Genomic DNA, 14,193 nt, shown 5'->3' with positions numbered 1-14,193 from the left:
GCAATAATGACATCAGAGGCCGCTACTAAACTAGCGGCCTTTTTTATTAATTTCCGATATGATCCAAAGAACCATCACAGTACTGTTTTTTTTGTTGGCATGCGGCCTGACGAACCTTAAATCACAAGAGAAGAATGATTTAGCTGTTAAGCTGAAAGACAAATTGACCGAGATTTATGAGGCTTCCAACGTTCCAGGGGTAAGCTTTTCAGCAGCACTACCCGGTGGAAGAGAGATAACCCTCACAGCCGGGTATGCCGATCTTGAGAATGAAATAGAGATGGAATTTGATCATAAGATGCTTGGTGGCAGCACCGGTAAAGTATTCTATTCCGTTGTTGTCATGCAATTGGTAGAAGAAGGTAAGCTGGATTTAGATCAACCCATAAAAAAGTACTTAGGCCAAAACGATTGGTTTAAAAGATTACCAAATGCCAATCAACTCACACTCCGAAACCTGATGAGACATGAGAGTGGTATACCGCGCTATGTATTCAAAGAGGCATTCCAAAAGGATGTAGTGGCCGATGTCGATCGTACCTGGAAGCCTGAAGAATTACTCTCTTATGTCTTTGACGATAAGCCACTGTTTAATGCAGGGACTCAGTTCGCCTATTCCGATACCAACTACATTATCGTAGCTATGGCCGTAGAGGCCGTGACTGGAAACGATCTTTATGATGAAGTGCAAACAAGAGTTTTGGATAGGGCAGGTTTGAAGCATGTGGTGCGACAAACAGGTAGGAGCTATGAGAAGTTGGCTCAGGGCTATAATGGAGAAGATCCTTTCTTCCCTGGAAAGGCGCTGAATGAAAATGGACAAAGTCGATACAATTGGCAGTTTGAGTGGGCCGGAGGAGGTTTGGTCATTACCACCAGAGATTTGGCGGTGCTAGCAAAGAAAATCTACGAGGGAGAAATGTTCGACAAGGCATTGCTCAAAGAGTATTTTAATGGACGTGAAGCTACCGGAATGGGTGGTGATTGGGGTTTGGGGGTCCACATGAGAAACTCACCCAATGGCAGGGTAATGGGACACAGTGGATTTATGCCTGGTTATATCACCAATATGATGTATTTCGAAGACCTTGGGTTCTCCATCTGCTATCAAATCAATGCATCGGATGCTCCACGAAGAGGAATTATGAGGCAATTACCTCAAATGGCTAATATTATTCGTGCCGAAATTGGAAATTGAAAACATCTTTGCTGAGTTTTAGCTTTTACGCTAAAAGTCCCAATGCTCAAGATCGCCTGGTCCGAAATTTACGCGCATCCCTTACCGAAGAACCATCGTTTCCCGATGGAAAAGTACAACCTGTTGCCTGAGCAGTTGCTTTATGAGGGTACAGTGAATCAAGATAATTTCTTTGCCCCTGAATCTTTAACAGATACTGAAGTGGTCCGCACGCATGATCCAGTCTACTGGCAAAAACTCAAAGATCAGACATTGACCAGGCAAGAAGAGCGGAGAACTGGTTTTCCACTGTCTAATGAATTGGTAGCGCGCGAAATCTTGATCATGGATGGAAGCGTGAAATGTGCTCAGTATGCCTTAACTAATGGTGTCGCAATGAATGTAGCGGGAGGAACGCATCACGCTTTTACAGATCGTGGAGAAGGCTTCTGCTTACTCAACGACATTGCGATTGCGGCTCACCATCTTTTGGACAAGGGTCTGGCATACAAGATACTTGTTGTGGATTTAGATGTGCATCAAGGCAATGGTACTGCCGAAATCTTCGCTAATGAAGATCGGGTCTTTACCTTCAGTATGCATGGCAAGTCCAATTATCCCATGCACAAAGAGCAGTCCGATTTGGATATTGGCTTGCTTGATGGCACCGATGATGAAACCTATCTGAAAACTCTGGACCGTCATTTAAATGAAGTCTTTGATCACTTCGAACCCGATTTTATCTGTTTTCAATCAGGCGTGGATGTACTGGCAACCGACAAACTAGGAAGGCTCGGTATGAGCCTAGATGGTTGTAAGAAAAGAGATCGTATGGTGCTGGAGCTTTGTCACAGGAATAAGGTTCCAGTAATGGCTTGCATGGGTGGGGGGTACTCTGAAAAAATAGCTCACATAGTCGAAGCACACGCTAATACTTACAGGCTAGCGCAAGAAATATATTTCTAGTTTTCCTTTAGCCGTAGGGTGTAAAAAGGCCTTGAATAGACACTCTTTCTGGTCAGCTAGCCTTTCTGATTTCATTTTATTTAATTTGTGCTGAGCAGGATAGCATGGTCTATCCAGATATGATTGTCTCAATCATGTCGATGTTCAATAATTTTAATTCGACATAACTCATGTATAAGCGTGTTGCGATAATCATCTCGATGATTTTTTCAGGCTGTTTTGCCTTATCAGGACAAGAACTAGCCCATATTCGAATCGATGGAATCAACTCGTCTTATGATGAGCATAGTCCTATGCTGAGCCCAGATGGGCAAACCCTCTTCTTTACAAGAGTAGGCCACCCTGCCAATATTGGTGGAGTACTTGACCAAGGAGATATTTGGTATAGTCAAAAGACTGGTGATGGCTGGTCACAGCCTGTACATGCGGGTGCTGATATCAATCACCCCGGACTGAATGGTGTTGTAGGCTTTAGTGCTGATGGTCAGCGCATGTATCTTCTCAATTTCTTTGACCCTGAAGGAAGAGGTATAAGTAAACTCAAGAATGGAATTTCAGTCTCCAGCCTGAAGGATGGTGTATGGGCAGTGCCCAAAAAGCTCCCTATTCAGTTTTTTTCTAATGAATCTGCGCACATCAGTGCTACAATCTCTAAGGATGAGAAAGTCATTATTATGGCCATTCAATCTTATGAAACCGAAGGCAATGAGGATCTATACATCTCTTATAAGGGAGATAATGGTGAATGGAGTCAGCCTAAGAATATGGGAAATGTGCTCAATACCTATGCTCAGGAATGGGCACCCTTCCTTTCTAGTGATATGAAGTCATTGTACTTCACTTCCAACGGTCATGGTGGATCAGGCGGACGAGATATTTTTATGTCTGAACGAAAGAGTGATAGTTCATGGATGGAGTGGACTACACCACAAAATTTAGGTGAAGCTTTAAATACAGTAGGTGCCGAACAAGGACTCTCATTTATTGGAGGAGACGAAGTAGCCTATTTCTCCTCTACTCAAAACAGCGAAGGCTTTGGAGATATATTCGCTTATTCAATGGCTGATGGTATTCCTGAGGCGGAAGAAGTAGAAGTTACCGTTCCAGTGGTCCAAGCAGAAGAAGAGAAAGTTGTAGAAGAGAAGTCAGAAGAAGTAGGAGCAGAAGAGAAAAAGGAAGAAGAGGTAATCGAAAAGCCCAAGGAAGAAGTGAAAGAGGAGGTGGTTATACCTGTTGAAGAACCTAAGAAGCAGATATTGATGGTTTTTGAGGTGTTGGACAATCGCACAGAAGCTTTGATAGATGCCGATGTGGTCTTGACCTATAATGGTGAAGAAAGGACTATTAAGACTGCTGACATTGCTTCTCCTTCAAAGCGTTTTGAGCTTACCCTAGAAGAAGGCACAGATTTGAAGGTGTCTATTGAGTTGGGAGGATATCTTAAGTATCAAAAGCTGTTCAAGGCAGGTCAGGCATCCTCGAATGCAGCAGATGGAATTGAACGATTGCTACTTACGAGAGAAGAGGTAGGTACTACAGTTGAAATCGAGAATATTCTATTCAACCGAGCCAGGGCTTCATTTGCAAATCCGGAAGAGGCAACAAAACAAATTGATGAATTGATCCAACTGATGAAGGACAATCCAGGCATGGCGATACGTCTTGAAGGTCATACAGACAATCGAGGTGATGAAAAACTCTTGCAAGAGCTGTCAGAGGCGCGTGTCAAAACAGTGAGAGACTATATGCTTTCAAAGGGAATTGACGGAAGCAGAATTGATTATGTTGGGTATGGAGGAACCAAACCTTTAAGCGATAACAAGAGCCCTGAGGGTATCGAAATCAATCGTAGGGTGGAGTTTGTCATTATCAAGTAAAAGCACCTATGTGTCTTCGTAGCTACCTGAGGACTTTTCTACTTATATCAGTTGTTACTATTACATCCTCTTGTGGCATTGATCAGAAGAGTAAAACACGAAATCGGGCTGAAAAATACTTTGAAATGTATGCCGATCGATCTGATTGGCCTGGGTTCATTAATCAATATGCTGATGACCTGGTTTTTGAAGATGTTGTCTTTGCACTAAGTTATGATAAGAATCAGTTCATAGATTTTTACAATTGGCCCGATACTGCATTTCGGAAGCATCCTGATTACCCCAAAACACTTATTGTTGAAGATTTAGCAGTAACTGATAGTTCTGCCGTAGGTCGAGGCTATTTCACCCCCTTTTACTTTGGAGGTGAGTTGATGGCAAAGGAACATCAGTGGCGTTTTACGATTTGGCTGTACTTCAATGAGCACGGAAAGATTACAAGGCATATCGACTATATCGATTACCCTGCAAGGTTTATGAAATTAGCTGTAGAAAGCCGAACGGAGAAAACCAATTAGTCCGAAAAAGCTTTAACCATCGCTTCTAAAACTCTTGTGGGCTTGTTTCTATCACGATCGATAACGCACCAAGACGTACTTGATTGTACTAGGAGGTCTCCAGTTTCCTGATTGCTAATTCTCACCAACCGATTGGACTTGACACCCTCAAACTCATGTACATGTGTTTGCAATAACAGATTTTCACCAAGGAAAGCGGGTTTCTTGTATTCAATGAAGTGGTTTAAAGCGACCCAAGCGTATTTTTCTAGCCATATTTTATCCGCTCGGGCTTCCCAGTGATGCTTGGCAATGTCCTGAATCCATTGTAAGTACTGAACGTTGTTGACATGATTGAGCTCATCTAAATGATCCTTTTCAACAATAACGGTCTCAGTGAAGATGTTAGGCTTATCCATGATCATCAGTAGAGAATGGTTCTTTCTTCCTTTTTGATTACTACACCATTGGAGTAGGTAGTTTTCTTGATCCAGTTACCCATTTCATCATATTCATAGAAGGTGGTGAAACGATCCACATAGGTGCCTCGGATCGTCCTGCTTTCGTATTCTACTAAGTCCCCATAAAGGTAGATTTCCTTAAAGCGAGACCTGAAATTTACGGTATCACCATTTTGGAAAAAACCTCTTACCATCACCCTTAAGGAGTCTTGTTTTACTTCAAGGTGCCTTTCTTTTGGCACACCATCAAAACTGAAGAAAGTAGTCTGCTTGACAGCAGAATCAGGAAAATACGCGTAATCTGTTCTTGATTCCAGATGGTTGGTTCTGTAATCATGCCTGGAAATCTTGCGTTGAAAATCATCATAGCGATATTCAACCTTTAAAGAGTCGGTTGGCTTGTCAATACCATTGTATGCATCATAGAATTCATCAGCAATAAGGTCATTGTGTTCGTTGTAGTGGTATTTCCAGAAACGATTCAATTTGTCTTTCCCACGATACTCTTCTTTGGCCACAACCTGCAATTGTGTATTGTATTTGATCACCGATTTAGAGTGTACACGATCCCCAAGTCTATAGATAGTTTCAATCGCCTCAAATGAATCATCATGATACTCATAGGTTATTTTGGGCATGTTCTCCTGAAAGCCAAACCTCCTTTGAACTACTATCCGGCCATGGCTATCAAAGAAATGAGATTTTAAAACCTCATTTTTCTCTCTAAACTGGACCTCTTTGACCTGTCCATTTTCCAAAAGGTAATAGGGGATAATCGGTGATTTGATTAATCGTGCTGAATCTTTGTTGTACTCATAAATCTTGATGAAGTACTCCTTAGGCGCATTACGAAGGTTGTCGTCAATATATACCGATTCTATTAGCTCTGAGTCAAAGCTTGGCAGCAATTGTTGGCTGTAGACTGTTGTTGTGGTGAGTAAAAGGAATGCAATAATGCATCGCATACCTTAAAGATAACCAAAAAGAAAATTACCTAAATCGACTAGGAGGAAAATTAATATCCGGCCGCGGTATCATCTCCACGCGGGTCTGCACCAGCTTCTAATTTACCATTCGGAAGTACTAAGATGGCATCTACTCTGCCGATTGTTCCTCTTGACCTAAGTTTATGCCCTTTTGCTTCGAGATTGCTTGTAAGTAGACTGTCAAAAGCATTTCTTTCCGCCTGGATAACATCTGGTAACCATTGATGATGAAAGCGAGGTGCTGTAACAGCTTGTTGCATTGTCATGTCAAAGTCAACCACATTAATTATCGTCTGAAAGACGGAGGTAATAATTGTCGATCCACCTGGAGTACCAACTACCATAAAAAGCTCTCCATCTTTCGATACGATGGAAGGTGTCATAGAGCTCAGCATGCGCTTTCCGGGTTCTATGGCATTGGCTTCTCCGCCAACCAAACCATACATGTTAGGTGTACCTGGCTTAGCGCTAAAATCGTCCATCTCATTATTGAGTAGAAAACCAGCTCCTCCTACAAATACTTTGCTTCCCATACCACCATTTAGGGTTGTGGTCACGGAAACCGCATTTCCCCATTTATCTACAACTGATAGATGAGTAGTTTCTTCACTCTCTTTGGGTGCAGGGGTGCCTGCATTTATTTCCGAGCTTGGCGTAGCATTATTGGGGTCAAAGGATGCCATTCGAGCTGTTGTATAGTTTTTATCTAGGAGCCCTTCTCTAGGTACATCGTAAAAGTCCGGATCCCCCAAGTGAGCTGCTCTATCGGCATAGGCCCTTCTTTCCGCTTCTGCAATTAAATGGATCGCTTCTGGACTATGAAAGCCCATTGTACTCAAGTCAAAAGGCTCAACTGCGTGGAAGAGCTGTGAAAGAGCGATACCTCCACTGGAAGGAGGGGGCATGGAAATGAACTCGTAACCCCTGTATTCTCCAGAAACAGGAGTACGCCAAACTGCATCATAGTCTTCGAGATCCTTGAGTGAGATTAGACCATTGCCTCTTTCCATTTCGGCAACGATCAGTTTAGCGGTTTCGCCTTTGTAAAAACCATCTCTGCCATTATCTCTGATCCTTTCCAAGGTTTTTGCCAGGTCAGGAATGCTTACAATATCACCTTCCTTCCATTCTGAACCTTCCTCTGCCAAAAAGAAGTCTGGTTGGACGGTATTGTATTCTATGAATACTTTTCGATTCCCGTTCAGACCTCTAGCTTCTCTTGCAGTCAGTTCCCATCCATTTGCAGCAAGATCAATGGCTGGTTGTACCAGGCTAGCCCAATCTAACTTGCCATATTTCTTGTGGGCAGCCTCCAAGCCTGCTACGGTTCCAGGTACACCGGCTGCCAAATGACCACGAACACTTGCCATTGGGATGACATCACCATTGGCATCTAGATACATATCACGTCCTCCGGCTAGAGGCGCCTTTTCACGGTAGTCGAGCGCTGCAATTTCTCCATTCGCCATTCTGCTCACCATAAAACCACCACCGCCAATATTGCCTGCGCCCGGGTATACTACTGCCAAAGCAAACTGTGTAGCGATTGCTGCATCTACCGCATTGCCACCTTGTTCCATAATCTCTTTGCCTACTTTGGAAGCCAATGGGTGAGCTGAGACCACCATTGCCTGCTCGGCAATGAGTCCTCTGTTCTCAAATGAGACTTTGACTGGTGGCTTTTGGCAAGTAAATACTGCTAATAGAAGTAATAGCGATAGGAACTTTTTCATGATATACTCAGGCTTTAAGGTCTATTTTTTACCGATCGTATTTTGGAAGAGTTTATAAATTCTCTTGTACTCATCGGTCCAGCTGGAAGGTGTTGTAAACCCATGATTTTCAACGGGGTAAAGTGCCATTTCCCAGTTGTCTTTTCCTAATTCTATAAGCTTTTGAGCAAGTCTGACAACATCTTGGAAATGCACATTAGTGTCTACCATTCCATGAGCGATCAACAAGTCTCCTTCAAGGCCGTCAGCAAAGTAGATAGGAGAGCTTCTCTTGTAAGCAATAGGATCTTCGACTGGTGTATTAAGAATGTTAGAAGTATACCCATGATTGTAATGTGCCCAGTCAGTGACAGACCTTAATGCAGCACCGGCACTAATTACATCTGGATGCTGGAACATCGCGAAGAGTGTAATGAAGCCACCATAAGAACCACCATACATTCCGATTCTATCCGCTTCGACTCCATGCTCTTCTCTGAGGTATTTTGCACCATCAATCTGGTCAGAAAGGTCTTTTCCTCCCATGTGTCGGTAAATTCCAGTTCTCCAGTCTCTTCCATAACCTGAACTAGCGCGATAATCTATATCCAATACGGTATAGCCTTGTGCTCTGAGCATATTATTGAACATGAACTCTCTCTGGTAAGTACTCCACCAGTAATGCACATTTTGTAAGTAACCTGCTCCGTGCACGAAGATCACACCCGCTCCATTCGGATTCTCAGGTTTGTATAGTCTTGCATGAACTGTAGCGCCATCTTCAGCAGTGAATGTCACAATTTCGGGCTGATACCAATCGTACTGCTTAAATCCATCTTGCAAACTCTCAGTTAGCTGTGTTCTCTTTGCTCCTGGTTTGTTGGCTTGTACAAAGAGCTCATTAGGTCGGTCAATATAGGAGTGAAGCACAGCCAAAGTCTTTTCGTCTGGAGATAGTGTGACTTGATTATTACCATCCTCAGTAGTGATTTGAGTGATTTTACCTCCCTTAACTGGCATGCTGTAGAAATGCCTGATGCCAGGGTGCTTCATATTTGCCGTGAAGTACCACTTAGAGCCATCTTTGGAAAGCGAAGGGCTATACACCTCGTAATTTCCTGAAGTAAGTTGTGTTTGTACACCATTTGAAAAGTCGTGTAAATAGAGGTGGGAGTAACCGGATTTTTCCGACTGGAAGTAAATGGTTTTGTTGTCTGGAAGGAACCCTAGTGTACCCGAACCGAACTCACTGCCAATACCTGGGCCTGCAATCCATGCCTCATCTCTTTGTCTATCAACTTCGATCAAATCTCCCGAATCAGGAAGTAATCGCATGATCCAACGGTCTTTATTGTCATGAGAGGCAAAGTGCACTACAGTGTACTGCCCATCTTTCGACCATAGAATGGTATTAGCAGAAACCAATCTTGGTTTAGCCTCAACCTCACGATCAGGGTAGTCTTTTACATAATCAGGGAGATCAGATATGCCTGGTAGCTTTTCTGTATCTAACATGTAATGCTCATCCTCACCAATGTTATAGATGCCAATCTTACTATGACCTTGTTCTCCTCCAACTTTACTTCTTGCACGAATATCTGTGGTGTAACCGGTAGAAGTCACATAATTGGGTACAATAGTGTTTTTTGCCCCTTTTTCTGGAGCATAATAGACACTGAAGCTCACATAGTTGCCGTCAGGCGAGAGTCTTAAGTTTCTAACGTTAGGAAGCTTAATAGAGCTCCGTCTACTAGCAGGGCTTTGTGCCTGATTTGAAAAGTTACGGAAGCGATTTTGATTACGCGGTCGATTTCTACGCTCCTCAAGAATGCTTGAGGTCACCAATTGATCCTTTCTCAACCAACTGTCTTGTTCACTATTCCCTGAGTTTTGGTTCCTGGTAGTTCTTCTTGGGGAGTCATCATTTTCTGACTCAATAATGATGTTGGTCAACTGAGTAATCAAACCAGTTTTTGTATTAACCGAAAACAGATTATTCTCCGATACAAATGTGATTACATCATTGTTGTGAAATCTTGCATTACTCTCTCTGGCATTAGTTGCTGTGATTTGAGTTTCTGCTTTGGATTTGACATCCATAGTATAGACATCTCCGCCTTTAACAAAGACAATCTTACTCTCATTGTCATTATAGACATATGACGAAGGCCAGCCCTCATTTCTGTCGTCAGCCTTTTCTGGGGTGCCACCATTTTTGCCAACCTTATAAGTAGTTGCGCGACCAGAATCTTCCGGGTTCCAATTGAAGAAGATGGATTTACTGTCTTTTGACCAACTCACCCGAGATGGGGGAGTTCCGACAAATTTTGATTGCGATTGCATGATCTCCTCGACTGTGAGATCGGTGAGTGGTTTGTTCTGGGCAAATGAACTGGTAACCCAAAGCACTATGGATAGAGATAAGAGAATCTTACGCATAACTTTTCTAAATGATTTTTTCAAACATAAATAAAAACCAGAGTAAAGTAATACCAAATATTATGGATGGTCGGCAGGAATGATTCTCCCTATTTGGGATAGATAATTATCATTTTGGGATAAACTACTTAATGAAAAATACTCTGCATGCATAATAAATTGCGTTAGCGGTCTCTATTCGCATAAATCACTTGAACAACGGTTTTTGGTACACTTTCGGCATTAGTTGTGTCAAACATCAGCATATGAAAAGGCAACTGTTAGTAGTAGATGACGAACAAAGCTCTAGAAGACTTTTAGAATTTCTTTTGGCACCCTACTACGAAGTGGTATGTATGAGTAACGGAAGCGATGCCTTGAAGTGGTTGAATGAGGGGAATAGTGCTGATGTGATTATAACTGATTATGAAATGCCAGAGATGAATGGAGTAGAGTTGGTTACTGCCATAAGAAAAAGCGCAAGACTTTACGACATGTCGGTGATTGTACTCTCAAGTGAAGCACCAAATGCACTTAACACCCAATTCAGTCATTTGGAGGTAAAGGCATTTCTAACTAAACCGGTTGACCCTAAGTCTCTCTTCTGGCGTGTGGAAGAGAGCTTAGGACAGCTGGTAAAGTTCTAATCTTCGCCCTCCATTTCTTTCAAGTAGCGATAAATGCTTGACTTACCGATATCTAGTTTTTCAGCTACCAGAAGCACATTATTATCATACTTGTCCAGGAAGTGCTTGATGATCTTAAAAGTGTAATCGCGCAAAGTCATTTCTTCAAATAAGAATTGGCCTTCCTTCTGAAGCGTATTGAAAGTAATGTCTGCCTCTTCGATTACGTTATCATCGCACATTACGGCTGCCAGTTCAATGATCGATTTCAATTCTCTAACATTTCCAGGAAATGGGTAATTCATCAGCTTTGTCTGCGCCTCCTTGCTCATTTTGACTTTACCCATTTTATTCTCCTTAGTAAAGGCGTTCAGAAAATGGGTGGCAATGAGTAAAATGTCTTTTCCACGATCGCGGAGTGGGGGGAGTTCAATTGGAATTCCTAATAAACGATAGTACAGGTCTTCACGGAAATTTCCAGCTTTGACTTCTTCAGCCAGATTTCTATGAGTAGCTACGATCACCCGAGTTTCAAACTTAACTACTTCGTTTCCTCCGATCCTAGTTACCTCTCGCTCTTGTAGTGCTCTCAGGAGTTTGGCTTGCAGGTTAATGTCCATTTCACCAATTTCATCAAGGAAAATAGTGCCAGTATGGGCCTCTTCAAACTTCCCTTTCCTTCTAGCCAGTGCTCCTGTAAAAGCACCTTTTTCATGTCCGAAGAGTTCGCTTTCGATGAGGTTTTCCGGAATACTTGCGATGTTGACCGCTATAAAAGGCTTGTCTTTTCGCTCCGAGTTATAGTGAATGGCCTTGGCGACCACTTCTTTTCCAGTACCCGTTTCTCCAGTAATCGAAACAGTGATATTAGTCTTGACGGCTTTGGTCAGTAGTTTGAAGATTTTCTGTATCGCTGGACTTTCTCCAATGATGCTGTTGTCAAACTCATATTTTTGTCCGACTTCCTCTCTCAAGTGACTTACCTCTTTCGTCAGTGCATCATGCTTTTTGGCATTGTTGATAGAATTAAGAAGTCTTTCGCGCGTCTCATTATCCTTTGTAATGTAATCGTAGGCACCATGCTTTAGGAGTTCTACCGCGGTATTAATGCTTTCTTGTGATGAAACTACGATGACAGGAATCTCAGGATTATAAGCTTTTATGGCTTTGAGCACTTCTTCTCCCGTGGTATCAGGTAAAGAGTAATCTAAGGTGACGAGTGCGGGATTCTCATGCAAATGGTCAATGCAGTCTTTGCCATTGGTAAAGGTTCTTACAACATGGTCAGGATTCAGCTCTGCTACATACTGGACTAGTTTCATGTATACAGGGTCATCTTCGACCACGAAAATCTTTACCGGCTCGGGTATATATTCCATCTATTATGATTGATTGGGCACTAGCGGGTGAAGATATCAATTATTGGAAGTTTAAAAAAGTGCATCGATGGAAGGAGTAATCTCTTTTTGCTAATTTGAACGACATGTCAATTAATCGGTTAACCATACAGCAAGTCCAAAGACTCATCAGTACCAGAAAGGGTGAGGTTAAGATTGGCGAACGGATGCAAATGCTGAGTTCCGATAATCTTGCATCACTTGAGGCTTTTCGTAAAAATGGAGCTAAGTTTTGTCTACTAGGTATACCCGAATGCATTGGAGTTTTGGGGAATCATGGTAAGCCCGGTGCCCAAAATGCCTGGAGCGCTTTCTTGGCCACTTTCTTAAATGTTCAGAGCAACAGGTTTCTTTCAGGGAATGAGTTTTTAGTATTGGGGGAAATCGATGTTCGTGAGCTTCAAGAGCAGGCTATGAATGTTGATTTGGGCTCAGACTATTTTATGCAGAAGATGCACGTGTTGTGTCAGCACTTGGATGCACTTGTTTCACCGGTTATTCAATCGATTGTCGATGCTGGGCTTACACCGATTGTGATTGGCGGTGGACATAATAATGCCTATCCAATCCTAAAAGGAGTAACTGAAGGGCTCGGTCTAAGAAATGGAGTGCATTGTATCAATTTAGATGCGCATGCCGATTATAGGGCCATGGAAGGGAGGCATAGTGGAAATGGATTTTCATATGCTAAAAATGATGGCTTCTTAGATAAGTACTTCGCTTTTGGGCTTCATCAATCGTACAATGGAGAAAACATGCTTAAGGCCTTGGATACAGCTGAAAGTGTGGGATGTCATTTCTTAGAAGACATCGATTATCTAGATCAGGATTTGGCAAAAGCCTTGGCATTCGTTTATGATGATCAGGTGCCTTGTGGAATAGAACTAGACATGGATGCTATCCGCATGATGCCCAGTAGTGCTATCTCGCCCACAGGGTTTTCACTGGAGCAAGCCAGGCAGTTTGTCCGAAGAAGTGCTGAAGCCCTTGATGTTGCCTATTTACATTTACCTGAAGCAGCGCCTCAAAATGACCTCGAATCTAAAATGGTGGGTAAGTCCCTGGCATATTTGGTGACCGATTTTGTGAAGGCTGTAAACAAAAAAGCCCAAAGATAAACTTTGGGCTAATGTTGATGTGACTTTTATTTAGTCTATAATCACAATCTTTTCGATTTTGTCGCCTTGTCGAACGTCATCAATCACATCTAGTCCTTCGGTTACTTTTCCGAAGCAGGTGTGGTTACGATCCAGGTGAGCAGTATTGGTTCTGCTGTGACAGATGAAGAACTGCGATCCTCCAGTATTTCTGCCGGCATGTGCCATCGACAACACGCCTCTGTCGTGATACTGATTATCACCATCTAATTCACAGTCGATAGAATAGCCTGGTCCACCGTTACCGATGCCATTAGGACATCCACCTTGTATCACAAAGTCAGGAAGTACTCTGTGAAAAGTAAGCCCATCGTAGAACCCTTTTTTCGATAGATCAACAAAGTTTTTAACGGTATTGGGAGCATCATTTTCGTAAAACTCCACTTTCATCAAACCTTTTTCAGTATGGATTTCTGCTGTCATTTTTATTTCGTTATTTGACGCAAAAGTAACCTTTTCAACAGAATGTTTAGACTATCCAGGCGACAGAAAATCAAGTTGATGAACTTTTATCCGCCTTACCTTGGTGCAGGTATTCGCGTAAAGCATATCAGCGCAGATTTTTTACGGGCTGAGATTGAAATGAAGCTCCGATGGTGGAATAAAAACCTGGTAGGAACTCATTTTGGAGGTTCACTTATGTCCATGTCAGACCCGTTCTATATGTTGCTTTTGGTTCAGAACCTGGGGCGTGATTATATTGTTTGGGACAAGGCTTCTAGTATTAAGTTCAAGAAGCCGGGTACAGGGAAGGTCACCTGCGTATTTGAAATCACATCAGAATTTGTCGATCAAATTAAAACTGATGTGGCCGAACTGGGCAAGAAAGACTATGTACTGCCACTCACCATTACTAATGAAGAGGGTGAGATCATCTGCGAGCTTGAAAAAACGGTTTACGTGAGAAAGAAGTAGTGAG

The 14,193-nt window shown here is 42.5% G+C and carries 13 protein-coding genes; 7 read left to right on the top strand and 6 right to left on the bottom strand.

The genetic code is table 11. The annotated features are described in order from the left end of the window. Nucleotides 1–58 precede the first annotated feature (58 nt). The 4 genes from BFP97_RS06755 (at nucleotide 59) to BFP97_RS06740 (ending at nucleotide 4,538) form a co-directional block, all read left to right on the top strand. Complete coding sequence (locus BFP97_RS06755; RefSeq protein ID WP_069841680.1) at nucleotides 59–1,198, top strand: serine hydrolase domain-containing protein; 1,140 nt, start codon at nucleotides 59–61, stop codon at nucleotides 1,196–1,198. 42 nt (nucleotides 1,199–1,240) lie between these two features. Beyond that, nucleotides 1,241–2,143 carry a histone deacetylase gene (locus BFP97_RS06750; RefSeq protein WP_069841679.1) on the top strand — a complete coding sequence of 301 codons (903 nt, stop codon included), beginning with the start codon at nucleotides 1,241–1,243 and terminating at the stop codon, nucleotides 2,141–2,143. Between the two features lie 170 nt (nucleotides 2,144–2,313). Next, complete coding sequence (locus BFP97_RS06745; protein WP_069841678.1) at nucleotides 2,314–4,020, top strand: OmpA family protein; 1,707 nt, start codon at nucleotides 2,314–2,316, stop codon at nucleotides 4,018–4,020. 8 nt (nucleotides 4,021–4,028) lie between these two features. Then, complete coding sequence (locus BFP97_RS06740; RefSeq protein WP_139135215.1) at nucleotides 4,029–4,538, top strand: hypothetical protein; 510 nt, start codon at nucleotides 4,029–4,031, stop codon at nucleotides 4,536–4,538. Here BFP97_RS06740 and BFP97_RS06735 read toward each other — a convergent pair. Genes BFP97_RS06735 through BFP97_RS06720 form a run of 4 tightly spaced genes read right to left on the bottom strand, consistent with a single transcriptional unit; the run spans nucleotide 4,535 to nucleotide 10,115 of the window. Further along, nucleotides 4,535–4,936, bottom strand: coding sequence for an acyl-CoA thioesterase (locus tag BFP97_RS06735; protein ID WP_069844230.1), 402 nt, complete (start codon nucleotides 4,934–4,936; stop codon nucleotides 4,535–4,537). The genes BFP97_RS06740 and BFP97_RS06735 overlap by 4 nt on opposite strands. 5 nt (nucleotides 4,937–4,941) lie before the next feature. Continuing rightward, on the bottom strand, nucleotides 4,942–5,943 hold the full coding sequence (locus BFP97_RS06730) for a hypothetical protein (protein ID WP_069841676.1): 1,002 nt from the start codon (nucleotides 5,941–5,943) through the stop codon (nucleotides 4,942–4,944). A gap of 50 nt (nucleotides 5,944–5,993) precedes the next feature. Continuing rightward, nucleotides 5,994–7,697 (bottom strand): gamma-glutamyltransferase, encoded by a 1,704-nt coding sequence (ggt, locus tag BFP97_RS06725; protein WP_139135214.1) that lies wholly within the window; start codon nucleotides 7,695–7,697, stop codon nucleotides 5,994–5,996. A 21-nt stretch (nucleotides 7,698–7,718) separates the two neighbouring features. After that, a complete protein-coding gene (locus BFP97_RS06720; RefSeq protein WP_069841675.1) occupies nucleotides 7,719–10,115 on the bottom strand; it encodes a prolyl oligopeptidase family serine peptidase in 2,397 nt (798 codons plus the stop codon). 245 nt (nucleotides 10,116–10,360) lie between these two features. On the opposite strand from BFP97_RS06720, the gene BFP97_RS06715 reads away from it, so the two are divergent. Beyond that, nucleotides 10,361–10,741, top strand: a complete 381-nt coding sequence (locus BFP97_RS06715; protein WP_069841674.1) for a response regulator — start codon at nucleotides 10,361–10,363, stop codon at nucleotides 10,739–10,741. Here BFP97_RS06715 and BFP97_RS06710 read toward each other — a convergent pair. Continuing rightward, entirely contained in the window at nucleotides 10,738–12,099 is a 1,362-nt protein-coding gene (locus BFP97_RS06710) for a sigma-54-dependent transcriptional regulator (RefSeq protein ID WP_069841673.1), read from the bottom strand. The two genes, BFP97_RS06715 and BFP97_RS06710, sit on opposite strands and share 4 nt — an antisense overlap. A 104-nt stretch (nucleotides 12,100–12,203) precedes the next feature. On the opposite strand from BFP97_RS06710, the gene BFP97_RS06705 reads away from it, so the two are divergent. After that, entirely contained in the window at nucleotides 12,204–13,235 is a 1,032-nt protein-coding gene (locus tag BFP97_RS06705; RefSeq protein WP_069841672.1) for a formimidoylglutamase, read from the top strand. A 30-nt stretch (nucleotides 13,236–13,265) separates the two neighbouring features. Here BFP97_RS06705 and BFP97_RS06700 read toward each other — a convergent pair whose 3' ends face one another. Further along, complete coding sequence (locus BFP97_RS06700) at nucleotides 13,266–13,697, bottom strand: peptidylprolyl isomerase (RefSeq protein WP_069841671.1); 432 nt, start codon at nucleotides 13,695–13,697, stop codon at nucleotides 13,266–13,268. 42 nt (nucleotides 13,698–13,739) lie between these two features. Here BFP97_RS06700 and BFP97_RS06695 point away from each other — a divergent pair, with 42 nt between their 5' ends. After that, entirely contained in the window at nucleotides 13,740–14,189 is a 450-nt protein-coding gene (locus BFP97_RS06695; protein WP_069841670.1) for a DUF4442 domain-containing protein, read from the top strand. Nucleotides 14,190–14,193: the final 4 nt, after the last annotated feature.

The sequence above is a fragment of the Roseivirga sp. 4D4 genome (genome assembly GCF_001747095.1).
GTDB lineage: Bacteria > Bacteroidota > Bacteroidia > Cytophagales > Cyclobacteriaceae > Roseivirga.
The sequence above is the reverse complement of the archived record's forward strand: the minus strand, read 5'-3'. Positions and strand labels throughout refer to the sequence as shown.